The organism is Tepidibacter sp. Z1-5, assembly GCF_037844525.1.
GTDB lineage: Bacteria > Bacillota > Clostridia > Peptostreptococcales > Peptostreptococcaceae > Tepidibacter_A.
The window spans coordinates 1-23719 of the sequence record NZ_JBBMMD010000006.1 but is presented as its reverse complement, the minus strand read 5'-3'; the positions used below and the strand labels follow the sequence as shown (position 1 = coordinate 23719).

Genomic DNA, 23719 nt, shown 5'->3' with positions numbered 1-23719 from the left:
CTAATCGCTCCAATAGCAATGGAAGAGGGATTAAGATTCGCTATCCGTGAGGGTGGAAGAACAGTAGGAGCAGGAGTAGTTGCTTCTATAATTGAATAATTAAAACTAGAGAAGGTATATACCTTCTCTTTTTTTTATAAAAAAAACTTTACAATTCTATATCTTTATTATAAAATGAATAATGTTGAAAACGGATTATTAGTATTAATATTGTTGAAAAAAACAAAATATATTTTTCAAAAAACTCTTGAAAAATATAAGATTTTAATATAAAATGTAATAGTGTGTTTGAGAAATGCGATGAAGTAAAAGGTTGCTGACCACCAGGTAATTTTTACGGAGTATGTCTGTATCTCAGAATCGGGCGACCTGATCCTATGCTGTGTTTTTAAAAAACAACACACCCGGAACAGTGTAAAGGGATCAAGTCGTACGTACAAATTAAACGTGCGATAAAGGAGGGAAATTAAAATGGCTAAGAACGAGAAAATAAGAATTAGATTAAAATCATATGATCACAAGATATTAGATTTATCAGCAGAGAAGATAGTTGAAACTGCTAAGAAGACAGGAGCTAAGGTTTCAGGACCAGTACCGCTACCTACTGAAAAGCAAATAATAACTATATTAAGAGCGGTTCACAAGTACAAAGATTCTAGAGAACAGTTCGAAATGAGAACTCATAAGAGACTTGTAGATATAACAAGCCCAACGCCAAAGACTGTAGATTCTTTAATGAAGTTAGATTTACCAGCAGGTGTTGATATTGAAATCAAATTATAATAAATTTGATACTAAGATATGGATATAGATATACCTTATCTTAGAATGATTACGAATTCGTAATCCGCTGTAAGATTATAGGAGGTGTCAAGTATGAATGGATTATTAGGTAAAAAAATTGGTATGACTCAAATATTTACTGAAGAAGGTAATGTTATCCCTGTTACTGTTATTGAAGCAGGACCAATAGTGATTACTCAAATCAAAAATGTAGAAAATGATGGATACAATGCAATTCAAGTTGGATTCGGAGACGTTAAAGAAAAGTCTTTAAATAAACCTCAAAAAGGACAATTTGAAAAAGCAGGAGTATCATTCAGAAAACATTTAAAGGAATTTAGAGTTGAGAACTCAAGTGAGTATACAGTAGGACAAGAAATAGCTGCTGATATATTTACAACAGGAGAAAAAGTAGATGTTACTGGAATAAGTAAAGGTAAGGGATTCCAAGGTGTTATAAAGAGACATGGTCAAAGTAGAGGACCTGAAACTCACGGTTCTAGATATCACAGAAGACCAGGTTCAATGGGAGCTTGTGCTACACCTGGTAGAGTGTTCAAAGGTAAAAAACTAGCTGGACACATGGGAGTAGATAAAGTTACTATTCAAAACTTAGAAGTTGTAAGAGTAGATGCTGAAAAGAACTTAATATTAGTTAAAGGTGCTATACCTGGACCTAAGCGTTCGTTAGTTACTATAAAAAAAGCAGTAAAGTCAAGCAAGTAATTTAATCTTGTAAGAAAGGAGGAAGCAAAATGCCAAAAGTAGATATATTAAACATTAACGGTGAAAAGGTTGATGAATTAGTATTATCAGATAACGTATTCGGTGCTGAAGTTAATGAGCACGTTTTATATGAAGTAGTAAAGAACCAATTAGCTAATAAAAGACAAGGTACTCAATCTGCTAAAACTAGATCTGAAGTAAGAGGTGGAGGAAGAAAGCCTTGGAGACAAAAAGGAACTGGTAGAGCAAGACAAGGTAGTACAAGATCACCTCAATGGGTAGGTGGAGGAATTGTATTCGCACCAAAACCTAGAGATTATAGATATACTTTACCTAAAAAGGTAAGAAGATTAGCTATGAAGTGTGCTTTATCATCTAAAGTTCAAAATAAAGAAATAATAGTTTTAGATGCATTAAATATGGAAGCTCCAAAAACTAAAGAATTCGCTAAAATACTTAACAACTTAAAAGTAGAAAAGAAAGCTTTAGTAGTTTTAGGAGAAAACAATAAAAATGTAATAAAGTCAGCTTCAAACATAGAAGGAGTTACAACTGCTCTTGTTAATACTATAAATGTATATGATATATTAAAACATGATGCATTTATCATAACTAAAGATGCTGTTGAAAAAGTGGAGGAGGTGTACGCATAATGACTAATCCACATGATATAATTGTAAAACCTGTTATAAGTGAACAAAGTATGGCGGATATGGCTTCTAAAAAATACACTTTTGTAGTTTCTAAAAGAGCTAACAAAACTGAAATAAAGAAGGCTGTTGAAACTGTATTTGGTGTTTCAGTCGATAAAGTAAACACTTTAAACTATAGCGGAAAAGAAAAAAGAATGGGAAAACATGTAGGAAGAACTGCAAGCTTTAAGAAAGCTGTTATTACTTTAGCGGCTGATAGTAAAGAAATAGAGTTCTTCGAAGGCGTGTAGGAATCAAGCAAGAAGGAGGGAAATAAGATGGCTATTAAAAAGTTTAAACCAACTTCTCCTGGATTAAGACAAATGACGGTTTTAGTTTCTGATGAAATAACTAAACATGAACCGGAAAAATCATTACTTGTTTCTTTAAAGAAACATTCAGGAAGAAATGCTCATGGTAAAATAACTGTTCGTCATAAAGGTGGCGGATCTAAGAAAAAGTATAGAATAATAGATTTCAAAAGAAATAAAGATGGTGTTCCTGCGAAGGTTACTGCAGTTGAATACGATCCAAACAGAACAGCTAACATAGCATTATTAGCTTATGCTGATGGACAAAAAACATATATATTAGCACCTAACGGAATTAAGGTTGGAGATACTTTAATGTCAGGTGAGAATGCAGATATCAAAGTGGGAAATGCTTTAGTATTAAAAGATATCCCAGTTGGTACTTTAGTACACAACATTGAATTAAAAGTTGGAAAAGGTGGACAAATAGTAAGATCTGCTGGAGCTTCAGCTCAGTTAATGGCTAAAGAAGGAAAGCATGCTCTTTTAAGATTACCATCTGGAGAAATGAGATATGTTAATATCAACTGTAGAGCTACAATAGGACAAGTTGGAAACTTAGAACACTTCAACGTAACTATAGGTAAAGCAGGAAGAAAGAGACATATGGGAATCAGACCAACAGTAAGAGGATCTGTAATGAACCCTTGCGACCATCCACACGGAGGAGGAGAAGGTAGAGCACCAATCGGTAGACCGTCACCGGTTACACCTTGGGGTAAACCAGCTCTTGGATACAAAACTCGTAAGAAAAATAAGGCTTCTGATAAGTTAATAGTATCAAGAAGAAAGAAATAATAAATACTAATAAGTAATGGGAAGGAGGAAAGCAAATGGGAAGATCAGCTAAAAAAGGACCTTTTGTTCACCCACGTCTTCTTAAGAAGATAGAAGCTATGAATGCTGCAAATGAGAAAAAAGTTATCAAGACTTGGTCAAGAGCATCAACTATATTTCCTCAAATGGTAGAACATACTATAGCTGTACATGACGGTAGAAAACACGTGCCAGTTTATGTAACAGAAGACATGGTAGGACATAAATTAGGAGAATTTGCTCCGACAAGAACTTTTAAAGGACACAAAGACGACGAAAAGTCTTCAAAGAGAAAATAGTCCATTTATAATGGGAGGAGGTAATCGCTGTGGAAGCTAGAGCAACTGCTAAATATATACGTATAGCACCAAGAAAAGCAGGTCAAGTAGCTGATATTGTTAGAGGAAAGAATGTAAATGAAGCCTTAGCAATATTAAAGTATACGCCAAAAGTTGCTGCACCAGTAATAGCTAAGGTTGTAAAATCTGCAATGGCTAATGCTGAAAACAATTACAATATGGACGTAGATAAGTTATATGTTGCGGAAGTATTTGCAAACCAAGGCCCTACAATGAAGAGATTCATGCCAAGAGCTATGGGAAGAGCTACAACTATTAGAAAAAGAACAAGTCATATAGAGGTAGTACTAAAGGAAAGATAAATTTATCTATAGAAGGAGGGAAATCAATGGGTCAAAAGGTTAACCCACACGGCTTTAGAGTCGGAGTGATAAAGGACTGGGATTCTAGATGGTTCGCTGATAAAAAAGATTTCGGTGCTTTTATATTAGAAGATCATACTATACGTAAATTCTTAAAAAATAAATTAAATACATCTGGAATTTCTAAAATAGAAATCGAAAGAGCTGCTAATAAAATTAGACTACACTTATCTGTTGCTAAGCCAGGAATGGTAATAGGTAGAGGTGGAGCTGGAATAGAAGCTTTAAAAGTTGAATTAGAAAAAATGACTAAGAAAAATGTTTATATAAACATTATAGAAGTTAAAAATCCAGAAAAAGAAGCTCAATTAATAGCAGAAAATATAGCTTTAGCTATTGAAAGAAGGGTATCTTTCAGAAGAGCTATGAAGCAAGCTATGCAAAGAGCTATGAGATCAGGAGCTAAAGGTATAAAGGTTTCTGCATCTGGTAGACTTGGTGGAGCTGAAATGGCTAGAACTGAAGGATACAGTGAAGGAAATGTACCACTTCAAACTTTAAGAGCTGATATAGCTTATGGATTCGCTGAATCAAACACAACTTATGGTAAAATAGGAATCAAAGTTTGGGTTTGTAACGGAGTAGTTCTTCCATCAAAAAATGGTTTTACACCAAGAGCGATAGAAGAAAAAACAGATAAGAAAAGAAGAGATAACAGAAGAGATAACAGAAACAACAAATCTCAAAGATATCCAAAGAAAGAGGCTTAATAAGTAGATATTAAGGAAGGAGGAAATGCTCATGTTAATGCCTAAAAGAGTAAAACGTCGTAGAGTGCACAGAGGTAAAATGTCTGGTCAAGCTCACAAAGGTAATAAAGTTACTTATGGAGAGTTCGGATTAGTAGCATTAGAGCCAGCATGGATAACTTCTAATCAAATAGAAGCTGCCAGAATAGCAATGACAAGATATATAAAAAGAGGGGGAAAAGTTTGGATAAAGATATTCCCTCACAAGCCAGTAACTAGAAAACCAGCAGAAACTCGTATGGGAGCCGGAAAAGGATCACCAGAATATTGGGTAGCTGTAGTTAAACCTGGTAGAGTAATGTTTGAACTTGCAGGAGTTCCAGAAGAAAAAGCTAGAGAAGCTATGAGACTTGCTATGCATAAGCTTCCTGTTAAATGTAAATTTGTTATGCGTGAAGAAACTGAAGTAAAGGGTGGTGAAGCGGATGAAAGCTAAAGAGTTAAGAGATATGACTAGCTCAGAGTTAAATCAAAAGATAAATGAATTTAAAAGTGAATTATTTAGCTTAAGATTCCAATTAGCTACAGGACAACTTGAAAATACATCTAGAGTTAAGTTCGTTAGAAAAGATATAGCTAGAGTAAAGACCATCCTTATAGAAAGAGAACTAGAAGAATCTAGAGCTTAGTAGCTTAAAAGAAGGGAGGCTCTCAATATGGAAAGAGGAAGTAGAAAAGTTAGAATAGGCCGTGTTGTAAGTGATAAAATGGACAAAACTATAGTAGTTGCTGTAGAGGAGTTTGTTCGTCATCCATTATACGGAAAAGCTGTAAAAAGAACTAAGAAATTTAAATCTCATGATGAGCAAAATGTATGCAAAATTGGAGATAGAGTAAAAATAATGGAAACTAGACCGTTATCTAAAGATAAGAGATTCAGATTAGTTGAAGTTATAGAGCAAGCTAAATAATACAGGCGAAAAGGAGGGATTATGAATGATACAACAGGAGTCACGTTTAAAAGTTGCTGATAATTCAGGTGGTAAAGAACTATTATGTATACGTGTTTTAGGCGGAAGTGGAAGAAAATATGCAAACGTCGGAGATGTAATAGTTGCTACTGTTAAAAGTGCAACACCTGGTGGAGTTGTAAAAAAGGGTAAGGTTGTTAAAGCTGTAGTGGTAAGAACTAAACAAGGTCTAAGACGTAAAGACGGTAGTTATATAACATTTGATGAAAATGCTGCTGTTATAATAAAAGACGATAAAACTCCTATGGGAACTCGTATCTTCGGGCCTGTTGCAAGAGAGTTAAGAGATAAGGATTTTATGAAGATAGTTTCTCTTGCTCCAGAGGTACTATAATTAAGGAGGTGCAATAGAAGATGATGCGCGTAAAAAAAGATGATACTGTTGTTGTTATATCGGGAAAAGATAAAGGCAAAAAAGGTAAAGTCGTAAAAGTTTTCACTAAAACAGAAAAAGTAATAGTTGAAGGCGTAAATATGGCTACAAAACACCAAAAGCCTAATGCCAAAGTGCAACAAGGTGGAATTATACATCAAGAAGCACCTATACACGTTTCAAATGTTATGTTATTTGATGCTAAAGAAGGTAAAGGTGTAAGAGTAGGATTCAAAACATTAGAAGATGGAACAAAAGTAAGAATATCTAGAAAGAGCGGAGACGAAATATAATATCTTGAAAGGAGGTACACAAAGTGGCTTCAAGATTAAAAGAAAAGTACACGAAGGAAGTTACTCCAGCATTAATGGAGAAATTCACATATGAAAATGTTATGGAGATACCTAAACTTGAAAAAGTTGTAATAAATATGGGTATTGGTAACGCAAAAGAAAATGCAAAAGAATTAGAAGCAGCAGTTGCAGAACTAGAAATGATAAGTGGACAAAAGCCTGTTACTACTAAAGCAAAGAAATCAGTTGCAAACTTCAAATTAAGAGAAGGAATGCCTGTTGGTGCTAAAGTAACATTAAGAGGAGATAAAATGTATCACTTTGTTGATAAATTAGTTAACATTTCTTTACCAAGAGTTAGAGACTTCAGAGGAGTTAATCCTAATTCATTTGATGGAAGAGGAAACTATGCACTTGGAATTAAAGAGCAATTAATTTATCCAGAAATAGAATATGATAAAGTTGATAAAGTTAGAGGTATGGATATCATATTTGTTACTAGTGCTAAAAATGATGAGCAAGCACGTGAGTTATTAAAATTATTAGGAATGCCATATTCTAAGTAATCAAAGGAGGGATTCCAATGGCTAGAAAAGCTATGGTTGTGAAACAACAAAGAAAGCAAAAGTATAAAACAAGAGAATATACTAGATGCAGTATCTGTGGTAGACCACATTCTGTTTTAAGAAAATTCGGCATATGTCGTATATGCTTTAGAGAACTAGCTCATAAAGGAGAAATACCTGGAGTTAGAAAAGCAAGCTGGTAATATATGAAAGGAGGTCAGAACTATGACAATGACAGATCCAATAGCGGATATGCTAACACGTATAAGAAATGCTAATACAGTTAAACATGAAACTGTTGACATACCTGCTTCAAATATAAAAAAAGAAATAGCTAGAATTCTGTTAGAAGAAGGTTTTATAAAAGGCTATGATGTAATAGAAGATGCTAAGCAAGGAATAATTAGAGCACAATTAAAGTACGGAAAGAACAACGAGAAAGTTATAACTGGAATAAAGAGAATTTCAAAACCAGGAATGAGAGTTTATGCTGCTAAGGATGAAATACCAAAAGTTTTAAATGGACTTGGAATTTCAATAATATCTACTTCAAAAGGTATAATAACAGATAAACAATCTAGAAAAGAAGGCGTTGGCGGAGAAGTAATTTGCTACGTTTGGTAATATAAAGAACGCTGCAAGGAGGTGTAGATATGTCAAGAATAGGTATTAAGCCAATTGAAATAGCAGAAGGCGTAGACGTTATAATAGGAGAAGAAAATATTATAACTGTTAAAGGCCCTAAAGGAGAACTTACACAAAAGTTTGTAGAGGATTTAAAAATAACTAAAGAAGATAATTCTATAGTAGTTGAAAGACCTACAAACAATAAAAGACATAGATCTTTACACGGATTAACTAGAACACTTATAGCTAATATGGTTGAAGGTGTAACTAAAGGATATGAGAAGAAATTAGAGTTAGTTGGTGTAGGATATAAAGCTCAAAAACAAGGTAATAAGTTAGTTATGAGTTTAGGATTTTCACATCCAGTAGAAATGGAAGATCCAGAAGGCATAGTAACTGAGACACCTAACCAAACTGAAATAACAGTTAAAGGTATAGATAAGCAATTAGTAGGTAACTATGCTGCTAAGATAAGAGCTTGGAGAAAGCCAGAGCCATACAAAGGCAAAGGAGTTAAGTACGTTGGAGAAGTTATAAGACGTAAAGAAGGAAAAACAGGTAAATAATAAAAATCTATAATAGAAAGGAGTGAATATGAGTGTTCAAAAAAGTAAATAAAAATGAGAACAGACTTCAAAGACACAAAAGAGTTCGTAAGAAAATTCATGGAAGCTCTGAAACACCAAGAGTAAATGTATTTAGAAGTAATTCTAATATTTATGCTCAAATAATAGATGATGTTAATGCATGTACTTTAATTGCCGCTTCTTCTCTTGAAGCAGAGGTTAAGGGTGCTGTTAAAAACACTGGAAACAAAGAAGCTGCTAAGCTTGTAGGTAAACTATTAGCTAAAAAAGCATTAGATAAAGGAATTAAAGAAGTTGTATTTGATCGTGGTGGATACATTTATCATGGTAGAGTAAAAGAATTAGCAGAGGGAGCTAGAGAAGGCGGCCTTGAGTTTTAATAAAAGGAGGGAAATAAATGCTTCGTAAACCGATAGATGCAAGACAACTTGACTTAAAAGAAAAAGTTGTTCAAATAAGACGTGTTACTAAAGTTGTTAAGGGTGGTAGAAACTTTAGATTTGCTGCTTTAGTAATAGTTGGAGATGAAAACGGATACGTAGGATTAGGTACTGGTAAAGCTATGGAAGTACCTGATGCTATTAAAAAAGCTATAGATGATGCTAAGAAAAACTTAATTAGTGTACCTATGGTTGGAACTACAATTCCTCACCAAGTAAAAGGTCACTTTGGTGCAGGTAATATATTAATAATGCCAGCACAAGAAGGTACAGGAGTTATAGCTGGAGGACCTGTTCGTGCGGTTCTTGAGCTTGCAGGATTAAAAGATGTTAGAGCTAAATCTTTAGGATCTAACAATGCTAGAAATATGGTAAATGCTACTATAGAAGGACTTAAGTCTCTAAGAACTGCTGAAGATATAGCAAAACTTAGAGGTAAAAAAGTTGAAGACCTTCTAGGATAAGGAGGTATTTAAATGGCTAATTTAAAAATAACGTTAGTAAAAGGATTAATAGGAACTAATCCTAAGCAAAGAAAAACAGTTGAGGCTCTTGGTCTTAGAAAAAGACATCAAGTAGTTGAGCAGCCAGATAATCCTCAAACAAGAGGAATGATCAAATTAGTAGAACATTTAGTAGAAGTTAAGTAATATATAACATAAAAAGAAGGAGGTGTAATCATGAAATTACATGAGTTAAGACCTGCTGAAGGTGCTGTTAAAAACAGAAAAAGACTAGGAAGAGGAACTGCAACTGGTCAAGGTAAAACTTCTGGACGTGGACAAAAAGGACAAAACTCTCGTTCTGGTGGAGGAGTAAGACCAGGATTTGAAGGGGGTCAAATGCCTATCTACAGAAGACTTCCAAAAAGAGGTTTCACTAATGTATTTAAAAAGGTTTACGCATTAGTAAATGTAGAAAGATTAAATGCATTTGATAATGGTGCTGAGATAACTCCAGAAATCCTTAAAGAAAAAGGAATAATCAGAAAGATTGAAAAAGACGGAGTTAAGATATTAGGTGAAGGTAACTTAGAGATAAACGTAACAGTTAAAGCTCAAAAATTCACTAAATCAGCTATTGAAAAGATAGAAGCTGCTGGAGGAAAGGTAGAGGTGATCTAAGTGCTATCTACCTTGAAAAATGCTTGGAAAATTCCTGATTTAAGAAAGAGAATTCTATATACTTTAATGATGATTGTTGTATTTAGAATTGGAGCTTCAATACCTGTACCTGGCGTAGATATAGACTATATTAAGAAGGTAGTTGACCAAGCGGGTCTTCTTTCCTTCTATGATTTAGTAGCGGGAGGAGCTTTTAGACAATTTACTATATTTGCTTTAAGCATAACCCCTTATATAACAGCATCAATAATAGTGCAGTTATTAACTATAGCTATACCAAGTCTTGAAGAATTGAGTAAATCAGGTGAAGAAGGAAGGAAAAAGATGGTTCAATACACAAGATATGGAACCATTATTTTAGCGTTAATTCAAGCTACAGGAATAAGTGTAGGTTTGTTTAGAGGAGCATTAATATCTAAGGATATATTCTCTATAATAACAGTAGTACTTACTTTAACTGCAGGAACATCGTTCTTGATGTGGTTAGGTGAAAAAATTACTGAAAAAGGTATAGGCAATGGAATATCTCTTATAATATTTATAGGTATTATATCAAGAGTTCCAGGTTCCTTTATTCAGACGTATAAATTATTTTCAGAGAACCAAATAAATATTATACAACTAATTATATTTGCAGCTGTAGCTATAGCTATAATCGTAGGAGTAATAGCTATACAACAAGGATCTAGAAAGATACCTGTACAGTATGCTAAAAGAGTAGTAGGAAGAAAAATGTATGGAGGACAAAGCACACATATACCTATGAAAGTGAATCAAGCAGGTGTTATTCCAGTTATATTTGCAGTTTCGCTTTTAGCATTTCCTCAAACATTATCATTATTCTTAAAGGGAAATTTTCAAGCCTTTATAACTAAATGGTTCTCGCCAAGTGGAAGTCCAGGAGTTTGGATATATATAAGTGTAGAAGCGTTATTGATAATCTTCTTTACTTATTTTTATACAGCAGTTACTTTTAAGGTAGAAGAGATTGCTAATAATATGAAAAACTATGGAGGATTTATTCCCGGTATAAGACCTGGAAAGCCTACAGAGGAGTATCTAAATAAAGTACTTACAAGACTTACATTAGCAGGAGCTGTATTCTTAGCTGTGATAGCAGTACTTCCAACTTTGATACTGCAATTAGGTAGCATTCCATTTAGATTTGGTGGAACGTCCTTATTGATAGTAGTAGGAGTTGCACTTGAAACGATGAAACAAGTAGAAGCACAAATGTTGATGAGACATTATCAAGGCTTCTTAAAATAGGAATTGGGGGTAAAAAAATCCCCTGTCCTAAATTTAGTATCGGAGATGATTGAAATGAAACTTATACTACTTGGACCTCCAGGAGCTGGTAAAGGAACTCAAGCGTCTGGGATCGTAAAAAAATATAATGTACCTCATATATCAACTGGAGATATTTTTAGAAAAAATATAAAAGAGGGAACACAACTAGGATTAAAAGCTAAGGAATATATGGATAAAGGACTTTTAGTTCCAGATGAATTAGTTGTAGAAATAGTTAAAGATAGACTTTTAGAAGATGATTGTAAAAGTGGATTTTTATTAGATGGTTTTCCAAGAACTGTAGTTCAAGCACAAGCATTAGATAAAGTATTAACTGAATCTAATATGAATTTAGATAAGGTTATAAATATACAGGTTGACAAAACTGTATTAGTAGATAGAGCTGTAGGTAGACGTATTTGTAAAAAGTGCGGTGCTACTTTCCATATAAAATATAATCCATCAAAAGTTGATGGAAAATGTGATATTTGCCAAGAGGATTTATACCAACGAGCAGATGATAATGAAGAAACTGTATCTAAAAGAATTCAAGTTTATTTAGATCAAACTGAGCCTTTAATAGGTTATTATACTGAACAAGGTATAATTACTAGTATTGATGGGCAACAATCTATAGATAAAGTTTTCGAAGATATAGCTTTGGCATTAGGAAGTGAAAATTAATGATTATAATGAAATCTGCTAAAGAAATAGAATTAATGAGAGATGCTGGTAAAATTGTAGCTGAAACTCATGAAATATTAAAACAATCTATAAAACCTGGTATAACAACTAAGGAATTAGATGAAATAGCAGAGAAAAATATAAGAAAATATAAAGCAGAGCCCTCATTTAAAGGGTATCATGGATATACAGGATCTATATGTGCATCTATTAATGAAGAAGTAGTACACGGAATACCGTCTTCTTCGACTATATTAAAAGATAAAGATATAATAAGTATAGACATTGGTGCTTTTTACAAAGGCTATCATGGAGATGCTGCTAAAACTCATGCTGTAGGTAATATATCTGATGAAGATAGAAGACTTATAGATATAACTAAACAAAGCTTTTATGAAGGAATTAAATTTGCAAAAATTGGATATAGACTTTCGGACATATCACATGCAATTCAAACTTATGTAGAAAAAAATAAGTTTTCTATAGTTAGAGACTTTGTAGGACACGGAATAGGTTCAAAAATGCATGAAGACCCTCAAATACCAAATTACGGACCTGCGGGAAACGGAATTAGGCTTCAAGAGGGAATGGCATTAGCTATAGAACCTATGGTAAATGCCGGATCATATCATGTGAAAATATTAAGTGATGGATGGACAGCTGTAACAATAGATGGTAAAAAATCTGCACATTATGAGCATACTATAGCCATCACTAAAGATGAGCCTTTAATTTTAACAAAGCTTTAATCCGGCTAGAAGAGGTGAAATTAGTGCTATTAAATGATTTAAATGTTGGTCAAGTTGTAATATCTAAATCAGGTAGAGATAAAGGCAGATTGTTTTTTATTATAGATATAGTAAATAAAGAATATGTTTTAATCGCCGATGGGGATTATAGAAAACTTGATAAAGCAAAATTAAAAAAAGTAAAGCACTTGATAAAAAATAAATATGCATCAGAAGATATTAGGAATAAAATTTTAAATAAAGAATATATTAATGATGCTTTTTTAAGATATGAGCTGGATAGGTTAAAGTCGAAGCTTTAATCTAAGTGATTGGAGGTTTGGTTACTTAATGGCCAAAAAAGATGTAATTGAGTTAGAGGGTGTAGTTTTAGAAACTTTACCCAACGCAATGTTCAAAGTTAAATTAGAGAATGGGCATGAAGTACTATGCCATATTTCAGGTAAACTCAGAATGAACTTTATAAGAATACTTGAAGGTGATACAGTAACTGTAGATATGTCACCTTATGATTTAACTAGAGGAAGAATTACTTGGAGAAAGAAGTAGACTAATATTTTAGTCTAAGGAGGGATAAGTGTGAAAGTTAGACCGTCTGTAAAACCAATGTGTGAAAAATGTAAAGTTATAAAAAGAAAAGGAAGAGTAATGGTTATCTGTGAAAATCCTAAACATAAACAAAAACAAGGTTAATAAGGGCTAGTAATTTAATATTAGATATATTATAATATTAAATTGTGATAATTAAGAGACTTAAATTCTCATAAGAAACTAGGCCTTCGTGTTTTATTTAAAATTATAAAATATTGAATTAGCAATATAGCATATAGGAGGTGCAAGAATATGGCAAGAATTGCTGGGGTAGACTTACCAAGAGACAAAAGAGCAGAAATAGGCTTAACTTATATATTTGGTATAGGTAAAACGACTTCTAACCAAATACTTGAAAAAGCTGGTATAGATGCTAATATAAGAATAAAAGATTTAACTGAAGAAGAAGTAAATACATTAAGAAAATTAATAGACTCTGATCAACTTGTTGAAGGAGATTTAAGAAGAGAGATAGCATTAAACATAAAGAGACTTAGAGATATCAAATGTTATAGAGGTATTCGTCATATGAGAGGACTTCCATTAAGAGGTCAAAAAACTAAGACAAATGCTAGAACGAGAAAAGGACCGAGAAAGACTGTATCTCGTAAAAAGAAAAAATAGATCGTAAGTAAGGAGGGAAAAAAATGGCTAAACCTAAAAAGAAAGTTACACGTGTTAGAAGAAAAGAGCGTAAAAATATAGAACGTGGTCATGCTCATATTCAGTCAACTTTCAACAATACGATAATTACATTAACTGACGTTCATGGAAATGCAATTTCATGGGCTAGTGCAGGACAATTAGGATTTAAAGGATCTAGAAAAGCTACTCCATTTGCAGCACAAATGGCTGCAGAAACTGCTTCTAAAGGAGCTATGGAGCATGGATTAAAGACGGTAGAGGTATTTGTAAAAGGACCAGGACCAGGACGTGAAGCGGCTATAAGATCTTTACAAGCTGCAGGACTTGACGTTACTTTAATAAAAGACGTTACTCCAATACCACACAATGGTTGTAGACCGCCAAAGAGAAGAAGAGTGTAATACAGTAGGAGGTGTAATAAATGGCAAGATATACAGGTGCAGTATGTAGACTATGCCGTAGAGAAGGAATGAAGTTATTCCTTAAAGGCGATAGATGCTATACAGATAAATGTGCTATAAATAAAAGAAACTATGCTCCAGGTCAACATGGACAAGGAAGAAAAAAAGTTTCTAACTATGGATTACAATTAAGAGAAAAGCAAAAAGTTAAGAGAATATATGGAGTTCTAGAAACTCAATTCAGAAACCTATATGAAAAGGCTGAAAAAATGCCAGGAATATCAGGTGAAAACTTACTTAGCTTATTAGAGAGAAGACTTGACAATACTGTTTATAGAATGGGATTTGCTTCTTCAAGAAAAGAAGCTAGACAATTAGTAAGACATGGACATTTTACATTAAATGGACACAAAGCTAATGTACCTTCTATGACAATGCAAGTTGGAGATGTTATAGCTGTTAAGGATAATTCAAAATCTTCAGCTAAATTCAAAGCACTTGTTGAAAACTCTACAAGAGTTGCTCCTAAGTGGATGGATTCAAGTATAGAAAAGATGGAAGCTAAGATAACTGCTTTACCAACAAGAGAAGATGTAGATTTAGAAATAGCAGAGCACTTAATAGTAGAGCTTTACTCTAAGTAATAAATTGAGTTGTATCGTAGAAATGTTTGCCCTCAGTGGATTAATAAAAATTAAGGAGGGTTTTATTAATGATTGAAATAGAAAAGCCTAGAATAGAAATTTGCGAAATAAGCGAAGATAATAGATATGGTAAGTTTATCGTAGAACCTCTAGAAAGAGGATACGGAATTACTGTAGGAAATGCATTAAGAAGAATATTACTTTCTTCACTTCCAGGAGTTGCTGTTACTTCTATAAAAATAGATGGAGTACTTCATGAGTTCTCTACTATACCGGGTGTAAAAGAAGATGTAACAGAAATAATGCTTGCATTAAAAGAATTATCTGCTGAGATAGATGGAGAAGGTAGTAGAACATTGAAAATAGAAGCTCAGGGAGAGGGTGTAATAACTGGTAAAGATATTATATGTCCTCCTGATGTAGAAATATTAAGTAAGGACTTATGTATAGCTACTTTAGATACAAACGCTAAATTTAACATGGAAATAAATATAGATAAGGGAAGAGGTTATGTTCCAGCTGAAACAAACAAAACTGAGAATATGCCTATTGGTGTGATTCCTGTAGATTCTATATATACTCCAGTTGAAAAAGTAAGTTATAAAGTGGAAAATACAAGAGTAGGCCAAATAACAGATTATGATAAATTAATATTTGAAGTTTGGACTAACGGAAGTATAAATCCTCAAGAGGGAATCTCTCTTGGAGCTAAGATATTAGTAGAACACTTAAATTTATTCATCAACCTTACAGAGCATGTTGGAAATGTAGAAATAATGGTGGAAAAAGAAGAAGATAAAAAAGAAAAAGTTTTAGAGATGACTATCGAAGAACTTGATCTTTCTGTTAGATCGTATAATTGCTTAAAGAGAGCAGGTATAAATTCTGTTGAAGAGTTAAGCAGTAAAAGCGAAGAAGACATGATGAAAGTTAGAAACTTAGGTAAAAAGTCATTAGAAGAGGTTATTCAAAAACTTGAAGAACTTGAACTAGGACTTAAGCCAAGCGAAGACTAAGAAAAGGAGGGAATGACATGGCTAAGTACCGTAAATTAGGTCGTGTAACTGCTCACAGAAACATGATGCTTAGAAACTTAGTTACTGATCTTTTAAAGAACAAAAAAATAAAGACTACAGTAACAAGAGCAAAAGAAACACGCAGAATGGCTGAAAAAATGATAACTCTAGCAAAAAGAGGAGACTTACATGCTAGACGTCAAGTAGCAGCTTACGTTTTAGACGAAACTGTAATCAAAAACTTATTTGATGAAATAGCGCCTAAATACCAAGAAAGAAATGGTGGATATACAAGAATTATAAAACTTGGTGTTAGAAAAGGTGACGGATCTGAAATAGGAATACTAGAATTAGTATAGCAGAAGATGGAATTAGGCTAATAGCTTAATTCCTATTTTTTTATATAGAACAAAATTATGGATTTTCGGATTAATTTCGAAATAAAGTACCATTTGTACTTTTAAAAGTTATTCTATTTTTATATAATAGAATTTAGATTATTATAATATGGTTTAAAGTATATAAAAATAAAATAACTTTTAAAACACGTTATGAATTTCAAAGAAGTTAACCTTTAAAATGTTATAATAAAGACTCTTTATAATAAATAGGAAGTTATAGACAATTATAAATTTATAGATAGATATAACTTTCGTTATGAATTTCAAAGAAGTCCACCTTTAGAAGATTTATATAATAAAGACTTCTTTATAATAGAAAAGAGGTAAAAAATATGAATGACATAGTGAAGATAGATAATATATCTTTTGAATATTCTCAAGAAAATATTCAGGCAAAGGCGCTGGATGAATTGAACTTAGATATCAAAAGAGGAGAATTTGTGGTTATTATAGGACACAATGGTTCTGGAAAATCAACATTATCAAAGAATTTAAATGCTATACTAAAGCCTACAAAGGGAAATATACTTATAAATGATATGAATACGAAAGATGATTCTAAACTTTGGAATATAAGACAGAGTGCAGGAATGGTATTTCAAAATCCAGACAATCAAATAGTAGCAACAGTTGTAGAGGAAGATGTAGCTTTTGGACCCGAAAACTTAGGGATACAGCCAGATGAGATAAAGAAAAGAGTTGAAGAATCTTTGAAGTCTGTTGGAATGTATGAGTTTAAAGATAAAGCACCACATTTATTATCAGGAGGACAAAAACAAAGAGTTGCAATTGCAGGAATTATTGCTATGAAACCTGAATGCATAATATTTGATGAACCTACAGCTATGCTCGATCCATCTGGAAGAAGAGAAGTTATGAATACTATCAAGAGATTGAATAAAGAAGAAAATATTACAATAATACATATAACTCATTTTATGGAAGAAGCAGTAGATGCAGATAGAATAGTCGTAATGGAAAAAGGTAAAATAGTATTGCAAGGAAAACCTAAAGAAGTTTTTATACATGTAGATAAATTAAAAAAACTTGGATTAGATGTTCCTTTTATGACAGAATTGACATATGAACTTAGAAAAGAAGGAATAGATATAAGATCGGATATATTAACTGTAGATGAGATGGTGATGAATTTATGTCGATAGTAGTCAAGGATTTAGTATACGTATATAATCCAAATTCACCTTTTGAAAGTAAGGCACTTGATAATGTGAATTTAGAAATAAGTAAAGGTGAGATAATAGGATTGATAGGACATACCGGATCGGGTAAGTCTACTTTGATTCAACATTTAAATGGTTTATTAAAGCCAACGAGTGGGAACATAATAATAGATGGAGTGGATATAACAGATCCTAATATAAGTTTGACAGAAATCAGGAAGAAAGTTGGAGTTGTTTTTCAATATCCAGAGTATCAATTATTTGAAGAAACGATATGTAAAGATATAGCATTTGGACCGACTAATTTAAAGTTAAGTGAAAAAGAAATAAATGATAGAGTAAAAGAATCTATGGAACTTGTAGGACTTGATTATAATGAATTTAAAGATAGATCACCATTTGATTTATCAGGAGGTCAAAAAAGAAGAGTAGCAATAGCTGGGGTTATAGCTATGAAACCAGATATTTTAATATTAGATGAGCCAACCGCAGGTTTGGATCCAGCAGGTAGAGATGAAATTCTAAGTCAAATAAAATTTCTACATCAAAAATATAATATTACAATAATAATATCTTCACATAGCATGGAAGATATGGCTAAAATATCAGATAGAATACTAGTTATGTATAAAGGTAAAGTTGATTTGATGTCTACGCCTAGAGAAGTTTTTAAGAAAGGAAAAAGACTTAAAGAAATAGGATTAGGAATACCACAAGTATCGGAATTGACGATAAAACTTAGAGAAAAAGGTTTTGATATAAGAGAAGATATTATTACTTTAGAAGAAGCTAAAGAAGAAATACTAAAATGTATAAGGAGTAAAAAGAAATGATAAAAGATATAACAATAGGTCAATATTATCCTACAAATTCTGTAGTACACAAATTAGATCCAAGAGTTAAATTAATATCTACATTTATATTTATGTCTTCTCTTTTTATAATAAACCAGTTTTATCCATATATTTTAGTAATGGCTTTTATTATATCAACACTTAAATTATCTAAAATACCTGTTAATTATATATTAAAAGGATTGAAGCCAATAATGTTTATAATTGTATTTACTTTCGCAATTAACATATTTATGATACCAGGAAACACGATTTTTGAAATCGGTCCTTTAAGTATATCAGACGAAGGTTTAAAACAAGGAAGTTTTATGGTGATAAGACTTATATTGTTGGTTGTAGGTACATCATTACTTACATTATCAACATCTCCAATAGAGTTAACTGATGGAATAGAAAAACTTTTAAATCCTTTTAAAAAAATAGGAGTACCAGCACATGAACTTGCTATGATGATGACAATTGCATTAAGATTTATTCCTACTTTATTAGATGAAACTGATAAGATAATGAAGGCTCAAATGGGAAGGGGAGCTGATTTTGAAAGCAAAAACATTATAAGTAGAGCCAAAAACTTAGTTCCGTTATTAGTACCTCTATTCATAAGTGCATTTAGAAGAGCTGATGAACTTGCTATGGCTATGGAAGCTAGATGTTATAGAGGAGGAGATAATAGAACTAGAATGAATCAAATAAGAATGAATAAAAAAGATTATATATCTTATAGTATAGTATTTATCTATATAATGATAATAATAATAACTAGAATAATATAGGTGATGACTTTATGCGTAATATAATGATAACAATAGAATATAAAGGTACTAACTATTATGGATTCCAAAGGCAAAGTGATAGATTATCAGTACAAGGGTGCCTGGAGGATGCTATATATAAGATAACTAGTGAAAAAGTAAATTTGACGTATTCTGGTAGAACTGATGCAGGGGTACATGCTCTAGGTCAAGTTGCAAACTTTTATACTAATATACGTATACCAATTGAGAAAATACCTGGAGCTATAAACTCTAAGCTACCAGATGACATAAGAGTAATAGATGCTAAGGAAGTAAGTCTTGAATTTCATGCAAGATATCATGCAAAGAGAAAACGCTATAAATATATAGTATTAAACTCAAAATACAAAAGACCTATTTATAACGATATTTCATACTTTGTAAAGTACGATTTGGATATAGATAAAATGATACAAGAATCTAGACATTTAATAGGGACACATGATTTTAAAGGGTTTATGAGTACAGGATCTTCTGTAAAGACCACAATTAGAACTATATATGAAGTAGAATTAAAAAAAGAAGGTGACCTAATAATACTGGAAATAGAAGGTAATGGATTCCTATATAATATGGTTAGGATAATAGTGGGAACATTGATAGATATAGGAAGAGGAAGAATAAAATCGAGCTTAAAAGATATAATAGAATCTAATGATAGGAAAAAAGCTGGAAATACAGCAGATAGTAAAGGATTGTTTTTGCAAAAAGTATATTATTAGCTTGACACACCGTGCACAGTGTATTAGAATATATAGAGAATGTGTTTATAAGTCCATTAGCCCCGGATTTTATATAAAAGATCAATTTGCGCACATAAAAGGATAGTAAGGAGGGAAAATAATGAAATCATATATTAGTAAGCCAAGTGAAGTTCAAAGAAAATGGTATATAATAGACGCTGAAGGAAAAACTTTAGGTCGTTTATCTACTGAAATTGCAATATTATTAAGAGGTAAGCACAAGCCTACATTTACACCACACGTAGACGGTGGAGATTTCGTTGTAGTAGTTAATGCTGCTAAAGTTAAGATGACAGGAAAGAAATTAGATCAAAAACTATACAGATATCATACAGGGCATGTTGGTGGATTAGTAGAAATCCCTTACAGAAGACTTTTAGCTGAAAAGCCAGAAGAAGTTATAATACATGCAGTAAATGGTATGTTATGTAAGAATAAACTAAGAAGCAACATGATGAAAAGATTAAGAGTATTTGCTGGCGCTGAGCATACTCATGCAGCTCAAAACCCAGAAAGCTTAGATATATAATTAATTTAGGTGAAAGGAGGAGTTAGATATGGCAAACGTTCAATATTATGGAACAGGAAGAAGAAAGCACTCAGTAGCTAGAGTAAGATTAGTAGCTGGTGAAGGAAATATAGTTGTTAATGGAAAAAGCTTAGATGAATATTTTAACTATGAGACTTTAAGAAGAGAAGTTAAGAACCCACTAGTTATAACTGAAACTGAAGGAAAGTATGATGTTATAGTAAAAGTTGAAGGTGGCGGATTTACAGGACAAGCGGGAGCAGTAAGACACGGAATATCAAGAGCTTTATTAAAGGCAGATGCAGAATTAAGATCTACTTTAAAGAAAGCTGGATACTTAACTAGAGATCCAAGAATGAAGGAAAGAAAGAAATATGGATTAAAAGCTGCGAGAAGAGCTCCGCAATTCTCAAAGAGATAATATATACATTAAAGACTTTGGAATATTCCAAAGTCTTTTTTCATATATATTTACAGGGTGATTATATATGGTGATTTTTTTAAGAAAGAAATATGTAATGTGGACTATAGCATTTACTATGCTATTTTGTATAATATATTTAACTAATTATAATATAAGTAAAACTACTATAAATATGCCTGTAACTAATAAAGTTATTATAGTGGATGCTGGACACGGCGGAATAGATCCTGGAGCGTTAGGGAAAAATAGTCTAGAAAAAGATATAAACTTAAAAATAGCACTAAAGGTAAGATCCTTATTAGAAGAGAGTGGAGCTTTAGTTATTCTAACAAGAGAAAAAGATGAAAGTTTATACATAGAAGATGGGAAGAAAACCATAAGACAAAGATATAATGAAAATCTGAAAAATAGAAAACAATTAATAAAAGAATCAAAAGCAGATATATTTGTATCTATACATTTAAATAGTTTTACTGATTCCAAATATTATGGCGCACATGTATTATACCCGAAAAATGATATATATGGAAAACAGTTGGCTACTTTTATACAAGAAGAGATGAGAAGAGTTATTGATAAAGATAATAACAGAGAGGCAAAGGGAAGAAATGATCTATATTTGTTTAAAGGAAATGGAGTTGCATCAGCACTTATTGAATGTGGATTTTTATCTAATTTAAACGAGGAAAATCTTCTTAAAAGTGATGAATATCAAGATAAAATAGCATGGTCAATATATGCTGGGATACAAAAATATTTCAATTCTATACAATAAATTAAAAAAATGAAAGATATGTGTATTAATACACATATCTTTTGTTTTTTTGATGAATAAACATATGAACTTAAAAAAACATTGAATATCCAACGAAATTTAAAATAAAATTTAAATAGAAATAATTGTTATAATATTAAATAAAAGTAGAATTTGATTTTATCGACAAAATATGATATTATTTTCCTTGCGAAATTAAAGACATAATAATGATTTATAAAAAGGAGGAAAACGTATGGAAAGGTTTATAAGCTTTATAGGAATATTTGTTCTTTTAGCAATATGCTATTTGATATCTGAGAATAGGGAAAAAATAGATACTAAATTAGTAATAATGGGTATAGGAATGCAAGTGTTATTTGCAGTTTTAATCTTAAAAACAGGTGTAGGAAGAGCTGTTTTTGAAAAATTGTCAGGGTTTGTAACGGTTCTTTTAGACTTTACAAAAGCTGGTTCTTCATTCTTATTTGGGGGATTGGTTAGTGATATAAATAGTTTCGGATTTATATTTGCATTTCAAGTATTACCTACCATAATATTTTTTTCATCGCTTATGTCGGTATTATATTATTTAGGAGTTATGCAGTTTATAATTAAATATATAGCTGGATTTATGGCAAAATTAATGGGGACATCAGGAGCCGAGTCTTTATCGGCAGCTGCAAACATATTTGTAGGACAAACAGAAGCTCCTTTAGTTATAAAACCATATATAGAAAAAATGACAAGGTCAGAGTTAAATGCAATAATGATAGGTGGAATGGCTACAGTTGCTGGTGGAGTTATGGCAGGATATGTAGGAATGGGAGTTAATGCAGGTCACTTAATAGCAGCATCTGTAATGTCAGCTCCTGCAGCATTAGTAGCAGCTAAAATCATAGTTCCGGAAATAGAGGAACCGGTTACAAAAGGAAATGTACAATTTGAAGTAGAAAAAATGGATGCTAATATTATAGATGCTGCAGCAAGAGGAGCTTCAGAAGGATTACAGCTTGCACTTAATGTTGCTGGTATGCTACTTGCATTTGTTGCTTTAATAGCTATGCTTAATGGAGGTATTGAAGCGTTAGGAAATATTGTAGGAATACATGGATTAACTTTAGAAACAATATTGGGTTATATATGTGCTCCAATTGCATATATAATGGGTATTCCATCTCAAGATATAGTTACAGCTGGTTCGTTATTAGGACAAAAAACAGTTATAAATGAGTTTGTTGCATATGCTAATTTATCTGAGCATATAGCAAACGGTACACTTCAACCTAGAACCATTACTATATTAACATATGCTCTTTGTGGGTTTGCAAACTTTTCATCTATAGCTGTACAATTAGGTGGAATCGGAGGATTAGCACCTAAAAGAAGAGGAGAAATAGCTCAGTTAGGAATAAAGGCTTTAGTTGGAGGAACTGTAGCTGCATTTTTAACAGCATCTATAGCTGGTATGATTATATAAAAAACAAGTCCTTTAAACGAGGCCACTGAAAAAGCATTTCGAGTAATAAAAAAAATCGTAGGTTAAGCAATTAACCCACGATTTTTTCTTGTAGAAAATTCACTGAAAGTTTATGAATCGCTTTAGACGTGAACTGTGTAATAGAATAAGTAAGTTTCTTATAATTTCAAAAAGGTCTACATTTAAGACCTTTAGGAATAAAGATTTTATTATTAATTTAGTTAAAAAAACTTTAAAATTCATTAAAATATAAATATATTATTATGATATTGGAAAGTATAATTTAGGAAATGCAATGGATTTAGATATATAAAATGAAAAAACAGAAAAAATATAAAAAGTTTAAAAAAAGTATTGACGAATATAAAGAAAACTGATATATTATTACTTGTCCTCGACAACGAGGCAAACAAGAAACATACTAAACAAACAAANACTGAGTACTGACAAACTTTTATTTAAGAGTTTGATCCTGGCTCAGGATGAACGCTGGCGGCGTGCCTAACACATGCAAGTCGAGCGGAGATTAAGAAGCTTGCTTCTTAATCTTAGCGGCGGACGGGTGAGTAACGCGTGGGTAACCTGCCCTATACACACGGATAACATATCGAAAGATATGCTAATACGAGATAATACATTTTCAAGGCATCTTGAAATTGTCAAAGATTTTATCGGTGTAGGATGGACCCGCGTCCCATTAGCTAGTTGGTGAGGTAAAAGCTTACCAAGGCGACGATGGGTAGCCGACCTGAGAGGGTGA

Annotated in this window: 40 protein-coding genes, 1 rRNA gene and 1 pseudogene; all 42 read left to right on the top strand. The window is 32.3% G+C overall.

Annotated features, from left to right (window positions below; translation table 11 throughout):
* Positions 1-99: pseudogene (locus tag WJW32_RS01870) on the top strand (EF-Tu/IF-2/RF-3 family GTPase); the annotation flags it as partial.
* Positions 100-471: 372 nt separating this feature from the next.
* Positions 472-783, top strand: a complete 312-nt coding sequence (gene rpsJ, locus WJW32_RS01865; RefSeq protein WP_248481115.1) for a 30S ribosomal protein S10 — start codon at positions 472-474, stop codon at positions 781-783.
* A 93-nt stretch (positions 784-876) separates the two neighbouring features.
* Positions 877-1509, top strand: coding sequence for a 50S ribosomal protein L3 (gene rplC, locus WJW32_RS01860; RefSeq protein WP_340254137.1), 633 nt, complete (start codon positions 877-879; stop codon positions 1507-1509).
* Positions 1510-1538: 29 nt separating this feature from the next.
* Positions 1539-2162 (top strand): 50S ribosomal protein L4, encoded by a 624-nt coding sequence (rplD, locus tag WJW32_RS01855; RefSeq protein WP_099191135.1) that lies wholly within the window; start codon positions 1539-1541, stop codon positions 2160-2162.
* On the top strand, positions 2162-2452 hold the full coding sequence (gene rplW, locus WJW32_RS01850; protein WP_340254131.1) for a 50S ribosomal protein L23: 291 nt from the start codon (positions 2162-2164) through the stop codon (positions 2450-2452). Before rplD ends, rplW begins: the two co-directional genes overlap by 1 nt.
* A 27-nt stretch (positions 2453-2479) precedes the next feature.
* Positions 2480-3310 (top strand): 50S ribosomal protein L2, encoded by an 831-nt coding sequence (gene rplB, locus WJW32_RS01845; protein WP_340254128.1) that lies wholly within the window; start codon positions 2480-2482, stop codon positions 3308-3310.
* A gap of 35 nt (positions 3311-3345) precedes the next feature.
* Positions 3346-3627 carry a 30S ribosomal protein S19 gene (gene rpsS, locus WJW32_RS01840; protein ID WP_277732361.1) on the top strand — a complete coding sequence of 94 codons (282 nt, stop codon included), beginning with the start codon at positions 3346-3348 and terminating at the stop codon, positions 3625-3627.
* Between the two features lie 29 nt (positions 3628-3656).
* Complete coding sequence (gene rplV, locus WJW32_RS01835) at positions 3657-3989, top strand: 50S ribosomal protein L22 (protein WP_277732362.1); 333 nt, start codon at positions 3657-3659, stop codon at positions 3987-3989.
* A 26-nt stretch (positions 3990-4015) separates the two neighbouring features.
* Positions 4016-4759, top strand: coding sequence for a 30S ribosomal protein S3 (gene rpsC, locus WJW32_RS01830; protein ID WP_340254123.1), 744 nt, complete (start codon positions 4016-4018; stop codon positions 4757-4759).
* 31 nt (positions 4760-4790) lie between these two features.
* A complete protein-coding gene (rplP, locus tag WJW32_RS01825) occupies positions 4791-5234 on the top strand; it encodes a 50S ribosomal protein L16 (RefSeq protein WP_099191147.1) in 444 nt (147 codons plus the stop codon).
* The gene (rpmC, locus tag WJW32_RS01820) at positions 5224-5427 is read left to right on the top strand and encodes a 50S ribosomal protein L29 (RefSeq protein WP_340254120.1); all 204 of its coding nucleotides are present in this window, start codon (positions 5224-5226) and stop codon (positions 5425-5427) included. The genes rplP and rpmC overlap by 11 nt, the downstream gene beginning before the upstream one ends.
* Positions 5428-5454: 27 nt before the next feature.
* Complete coding sequence (rpsQ, locus tag WJW32_RS01815) at positions 5455-5709, top strand: 30S ribosomal protein S17 (protein WP_340254117.1); 255 nt, start codon at positions 5455-5457, stop codon at positions 5707-5709.
* A 25-nt stretch (positions 5710-5734) separates the two neighbouring features.
* A complete protein-coding gene (gene rplN, locus WJW32_RS01810; RefSeq protein WP_340254114.1) occupies positions 5735-6103 on the top strand; it encodes a 50S ribosomal protein L14 in 369 nt (122 codons plus the stop codon).
* 23 nt (positions 6104-6126) lie between these two features.
* A complete protein-coding gene (gene rplX, locus WJW32_RS01805; protein WP_340254149.1) occupies positions 6127-6435 on the top strand; it encodes a 50S ribosomal protein L24 in 309 nt (102 codons plus the stop codon).
* A 23-nt stretch (positions 6436-6458) separates the two neighbouring features.
* Entirely contained in the window at positions 6459-7001 is a 543-nt protein-coding gene (gene rplE, locus WJW32_RS01800; protein ID WP_340254111.1) for a 50S ribosomal protein L5, read from the top strand.
* A 17-nt stretch (positions 7002-7018) separates the two neighbouring features.
* On the top strand, positions 7019-7204 hold the full coding sequence (locus WJW32_RS01795; RefSeq protein ID WP_277732368.1) for a type Z 30S ribosomal protein S14: 186 nt from the start codon (positions 7019-7021) through the stop codon (positions 7202-7204).
* Positions 7205-7226: 22 nt separating this feature from the next.
* Positions 7227-7625, top strand: a complete 399-nt coding sequence (rpsH, locus tag WJW32_RS01790) for a 30S ribosomal protein S8 (protein ID WP_277732369.1) — start codon at positions 7227-7229, stop codon at positions 7623-7625.
* A 29-nt stretch (positions 7626-7654) separates the two neighbouring features.
* Positions 7655-8194, top strand: a complete 540-nt coding sequence (rplF, locus tag WJW32_RS01785) for a 50S ribosomal protein L6 (protein ID WP_340254107.1) — start codon at positions 7655-7657, stop codon at positions 8192-8194.
* Positions 8195-8226: 32 nt separating this feature from the next.
* Positions 8227-8595, top strand: a complete 369-nt coding sequence (gene rplR, locus WJW32_RS01780; RefSeq protein ID WP_277732371.1) for a 50S ribosomal protein L18 — start codon at positions 8227-8229, stop codon at positions 8593-8595.
* Between the two features lie 17 nt (positions 8596-8612).
* Positions 8613-9119: a 30S ribosomal protein S5 gene (gene rpsE, locus WJW32_RS01775; RefSeq protein WP_340254103.1), complete on the top strand. Its 507-nt coding sequence runs from the start codon at positions 8613-8615 to the stop codon at positions 9117-9119.
* A gap of 12 nt (positions 9120-9131) precedes the next feature.
* A complete protein-coding gene (rpmD, locus tag WJW32_RS01770; protein ID WP_340254100.1) occupies positions 9132-9305 on the top strand; it encodes a 50S ribosomal protein L30 in 174 nt (57 codons plus the stop codon).
* 30 nt (positions 9306-9335) lie between these two features.
* A complete protein-coding gene (rplO, locus tag WJW32_RS01765; protein WP_340254097.1) occupies positions 9336-9779 on the top strand; it encodes a 50S ribosomal protein L15 in 444 nt (147 codons plus the stop codon).
* Positions 9780-11048, top strand: coding sequence for a preprotein translocase subunit SecY (secY, locus tag WJW32_RS01760; protein WP_340254094.1), 1269 nt, complete (start codon positions 9780-9782; stop codon positions 11046-11048).
* A gap of 54 nt (positions 11049-11102) precedes the next feature.
* A complete protein-coding gene (locus WJW32_RS01755; RefSeq protein WP_340254091.1) occupies positions 11103-11753 on the top strand; it encodes an adenylate kinase in 651 nt (216 codons plus the stop codon).
* On the top strand, positions 11753-12502 hold the full coding sequence (gene map / locus WJW32_RS01750; protein WP_340254088.1) for a type I methionyl aminopeptidase: 750 nt from the start codon (positions 11753-11755) through the stop codon (positions 12500-12502). Before WJW32_RS01755 ends, map begins: the two co-directional genes overlap by 1 nt.
* A 23-nt stretch (positions 12503-12525) precedes the next feature.
* Complete coding sequence (locus WJW32_RS01745) at positions 12526-12804, top strand: KOW domain-containing RNA-binding protein (RefSeq protein WP_340254085.1); 279 nt, start codon at positions 12526-12528, stop codon at positions 12802-12804.
* 28 nt (positions 12805-12832) lie between these two features.
* On the top strand, positions 12833-13051 hold the full coding sequence (gene infA / locus WJW32_RS01740) for a translation initiation factor IF-1 (RefSeq protein WP_340254082.1): 219 nt from the start codon (positions 12833-12835) through the stop codon (positions 13049-13051).
* A 30-nt stretch (positions 13052-13081) separates the two neighbouring features.
* Positions 13082-13195 (top strand): 50S ribosomal protein L36, encoded by a 114-nt coding sequence (rpmJ, locus tag WJW32_RS01735; RefSeq protein WP_021122033.1) that lies wholly within the window; start codon positions 13082-13084, stop codon positions 13193-13195.
* Between the two features lie 150 nt (positions 13196-13345).
* Positions 13346-13717: a 30S ribosomal protein S13 gene (gene rpsM / locus WJW32_RS01730; protein ID WP_277732380.1), complete on the top strand. Its 372-nt coding sequence runs from the start codon at positions 13346-13348 to the stop codon at positions 13715-13717.
* Positions 13718-13740: 23 nt separating this feature from the next.
* Positions 13741-14139 carry a 30S ribosomal protein S11 gene (gene rpsK, locus WJW32_RS01725; protein ID WP_340254072.1) on the top strand — a complete coding sequence of 133 codons (399 nt, stop codon included), beginning with the start codon at positions 13741-13743 and terminating at the stop codon, positions 14137-14139.
* Positions 14140-14159: 20 nt separating this feature from the next.
* Entirely contained in the window at positions 14160-14783 is a 624-nt protein-coding gene (gene rpsD / locus WJW32_RS01720; RefSeq protein WP_340254069.1) for a 30S ribosomal protein S4, read from the top strand.
* Positions 14784-14851: 68 nt separating this feature from the next.
* The gene (locus WJW32_RS01715) at positions 14852-15799 is read left to right on the top strand and encodes a DNA-directed RNA polymerase subunit alpha (protein WP_340254066.1); all 948 of its coding nucleotides are present in this window, start codon (positions 14852-14854) and stop codon (positions 15797-15799) included.
* A 17-nt stretch (positions 15800-15816) separates the two neighbouring features.
* Positions 15817-16158 (top strand): 50S ribosomal protein L17, encoded by a 342-nt coding sequence (gene rplQ, locus WJW32_RS01710; protein ID WP_340254063.1) that lies wholly within the window; start codon positions 15817-15819, stop codon positions 16156-16158.
* Positions 16159-16532: 374 nt separating this feature from the next.
* Positions 16533-17363: an energy-coupling factor transporter ATPase gene (locus WJW32_RS01705; protein WP_340254061.1), complete on the top strand. Its 831-nt coding sequence runs from the start codon at positions 16533-16535 to the stop codon at positions 17361-17363.
* On the top strand, positions 17354-18214 hold the full coding sequence (locus WJW32_RS01700) for an energy-coupling factor transporter ATPase (protein WP_340254058.1): 861 nt from the start codon (positions 17354-17356) through the stop codon (positions 18212-18214). Before WJW32_RS01705 ends, WJW32_RS01700 begins: the two co-directional genes overlap by 10 nt.
* On the top strand, positions 18211-19008 hold the full coding sequence (locus WJW32_RS01695; RefSeq protein ID WP_340254055.1) for an energy-coupling factor transporter transmembrane component T family protein: 798 nt from the start codon (positions 18211-18213) through the stop codon (positions 19006-19008). Before WJW32_RS01700 ends, WJW32_RS01695 begins: the two co-directional genes overlap by 4 nt.
* Positions 19009-19019: 11 nt before the next feature.
* The gene (gene truA / locus WJW32_RS01690; RefSeq protein ID WP_340254052.1) at positions 19020-19751 is read left to right on the top strand and encodes a tRNA pseudouridine(38-40) synthase TruA; all 732 of its coding nucleotides are present in this window, start codon (positions 19020-19022) and stop codon (positions 19749-19751) included.
* A 121-nt stretch (positions 19752-19872) separates the two neighbouring features.
* Complete coding sequence (gene rplM / locus WJW32_RS01685) at positions 19873-20301, top strand: 50S ribosomal protein L13 (protein ID WP_340254050.1); 429 nt, start codon at positions 19873-19875, stop codon at positions 20299-20301.
* A gap of 28 nt (positions 20302-20329) precedes the next feature.
* The gene (gene rpsI / locus WJW32_RS01680) at positions 20330-20722 is read left to right on the top strand and encodes a 30S ribosomal protein S9 (RefSeq protein WP_340254047.1); all 393 of its coding nucleotides are present in this window, start codon (positions 20330-20332) and stop codon (positions 20720-20722) included.
* 67 nt (positions 20723-20789) lie between these two features.
* Positions 20790-21500, top strand: a complete 711-nt coding sequence (gene cwlD, locus WJW32_RS01675) for an N-acetylmuramoyl-L-alanine amidase CwlD (protein ID WP_340254044.1) — start codon at positions 20790-20792, stop codon at positions 21498-21500.
* A 235-nt stretch (positions 21501-21735) separates the two neighbouring features.
* Entirely contained in the window at positions 21736-22959 is a 1224-nt protein-coding gene (locus WJW32_RS01670; protein WP_340254042.1) for a NupC/NupG family nucleoside CNT transporter, read from the top strand.
* 454 nt (positions 22960-23413) lie between these two features.
* Positions 23414-23719 (top strand): 16S ribosomal RNA (locus WJW32_RS01665); the annotation flags it as partial.

Excerpts from the sequence above, each read along its gene's own strand:
- cwlD (WP_340254044.1), top strand. The coding sequence starts at position 20,790 with ATGGTGATTTTTTTAAGAAAGAAATATGTAATGTGGACTATAGCATTT.
- rplD (WP_099191135.1), top strand. The coding sequence starts at position 1,539 with ATGCCAAAAGTAGATATATTAAACATTAACGGTGAAAAGGTTGATGAA.
- rplO (WP_340254097.1), top strand. The coding sequence starts at position 9,336 with ATGAAATTACATGAGTTAAGACCTGCTGAAGGTGCTGTTAAAAACAGA.
- WJW32_RS01670 (WP_340254042.1), top strand. The coding sequence starts at position 21,736 with ATGGAAAGGTTTATAAGCTTTATAGGAATATTTGTTCTTTTAGCAATA.
- rplM (WP_340254050.1), top strand. The coding sequence starts at position 19,873 with ATGAAATCATATATTAGTAAGCCAAGTGAAGTTCAAAGAAAATGGTAT.
- rplP (WP_099191147.1), top strand. The coding sequence starts at position 4,791 with ATGTTAATGCCTAAAAGAGTAAAACGTCGTAGAGTGCACAGAGGTAAA.
- rpsK (WP_340254072.1), top strand. The coding sequence starts at position 13,741 with ATGGCTAAACCTAAAAAGAAAGTTACACGTGTTAGAAGAAAAGAGCGT.
- rplF (WP_340254107.1), top strand. The coding sequence starts at position 7,655 with ATGTCAAGAATAGGTATTAAGCCAATTGAAATAGCAGAAGGCGTAGAC.
- WJW32_RS01695 (WP_340254055.1), top strand. The coding sequence starts at position 18,211 with ATGATAAAAGATATAACAATAGGTCAATATTATCCTACAAATTCTGTA.
- rpsD (WP_340254069.1), top strand. The coding sequence starts at position 14,160 with ATGGCAAGATATACAGGTGCAGTATGTAGACTATGCCGTAGAGAAGGA.
- rplN (WP_340254114.1), top strand. The coding sequence starts at position 5,735 with ATGATACAACAGGAGTCACGTTTAAAAGTTGCTGATAATTCAGGTGGT.
- rpsJ (WP_248481115.1), top strand. The coding sequence starts at position 472 with ATGGCTAAGAACGAGAAAATAAGAATTAGATTAAAATCATATGATCAC.
- rpsQ (WP_340254117.1), top strand. The coding sequence starts at position 5,455 with ATGGAAAGAGGAAGTAGAAAAGTTAGAATAGGCCGTGTTGTAAGTGAT.
- WJW32_RS01705 (WP_340254061.1), top strand. The coding sequence starts at position 16,533 with ATGAATGACATAGTGAAGATAGATAATATATCTTTTGAATATTCTCAA.
- rpsM (WP_277732380.1), top strand. The coding sequence starts at position 13,346 with ATGGCAAGAATTGCTGGGGTAGACTTACCAAGAGACAAAAGAGCAGAA.
- WJW32_RS01795 (WP_277732368.1), top strand. The coding sequence starts at position 7,019 with ATGGCTAGAAAAGCTATGGTTGTGAAACAACAAAGAAAGCAAAAGTAT.
- rpsS (WP_277732361.1), top strand. The coding sequence starts at position 3,346 with ATGGGAAGATCAGCTAAAAAAGGACCTTTTGTTCACCCACGTCTTCTT.
- rplC (WP_340254137.1), top strand. The coding sequence starts at position 877 with ATGAATGGATTATTAGGTAAAAAAATTGGTATGACTCAAATATTTACT.
- rplQ (WP_340254063.1), top strand. The coding sequence starts at position 15,817 with ATGGCTAAGTACCGTAAATTAGGTCGTGTAACTGCTCACAGAAACATG.
- WJW32_RS01755 (WP_340254091.1), top strand. The coding sequence starts at position 11,103 with ATGAAACTTATACTACTTGGACCTCCAGGAGCTGGTAAAGGAACTCAA.
- WJW32_RS01700 (WP_340254058.1), top strand. The coding sequence starts at position 17,354 with ATGTCGATAGTAGTCAAGGATTTAGTATACGTATATAATCCAAATTCA.
- rpsH (WP_277732369.1), top strand. The coding sequence starts at position 7,227 with ATGACAATGACAGATCCAATAGCGGATATGCTAACACGTATAAGAAAT.
- rpmC (WP_340254120.1), top strand. The coding sequence starts at position 5,224 with ATGAAAGCTAAAGAGTTAAGAGATATGACTAGCTCAGAGTTAAATCAA.
- rplW (WP_340254131.1), top strand. The coding sequence starts at position 2,162 with ATGACTAATCCACATGATATAATTGTAAAACCTGTTATAAGTGAACAA.
- WJW32_RS01715 (WP_340254066.1), top strand. The coding sequence starts at position 14,852 with ATGATTGAAATAGAAAAGCCTAGAATAGAAATTTGCGAAATAAGCGAA.
- rplX (WP_340254149.1), top strand. The coding sequence starts at position 6,127 with ATGCGCGTAAAAAAAGATGATACTGTTGTTGTTATATCGGGAAAAGAT.
- rpsC (WP_340254123.1), top strand. The coding sequence starts at position 4,016 with ATGGGTCAAAAGGTTAACCCACACGGCTTTAGAGTCGGAGTGATAAAG.
- truA (WP_340254052.1), top strand. The coding sequence starts at position 19,020 with ATGCGTAATATAATGATAACAATAGAATATAAAGGTACTAACTATTAT.
- rpmD (WP_340254100.1), top strand. The coding sequence starts at position 9,132 with ATGGCTAATTTAAAAATAACGTTAGTAAAAGGATTAATAGGAACTAAT.
- rpsI (WP_340254047.1), top strand. The coding sequence starts at position 20,330 with ATGGCAAACGTTCAATATTATGGAACAGGAAGAAGAAAGCACTCAGTA.
- infA (WP_340254082.1), top strand. The coding sequence starts at position 12,833 with ATGGCCAAAAAAGATGTAATTGAGTTAGAGGGTGTAGTTTTAGAAACT.
- map (WP_340254088.1), top strand. The coding sequence starts at position 11,753 with ATGATTATAATGAAATCTGCTAAAGAAATAGAATTAATGAGAGATGCT.
- rplB (WP_340254128.1), top strand. The coding sequence starts at position 2,480 with ATGGCTATTAAAAAGTTTAAACCAACTTCTCCTGGATTAAGACAAATG.
- rpsE (WP_340254103.1), top strand. The coding sequence starts at position 8,613 with ATGCTTCGTAAACCGATAGATGCAAGACAACTTGACTTAAAAGAAAAA.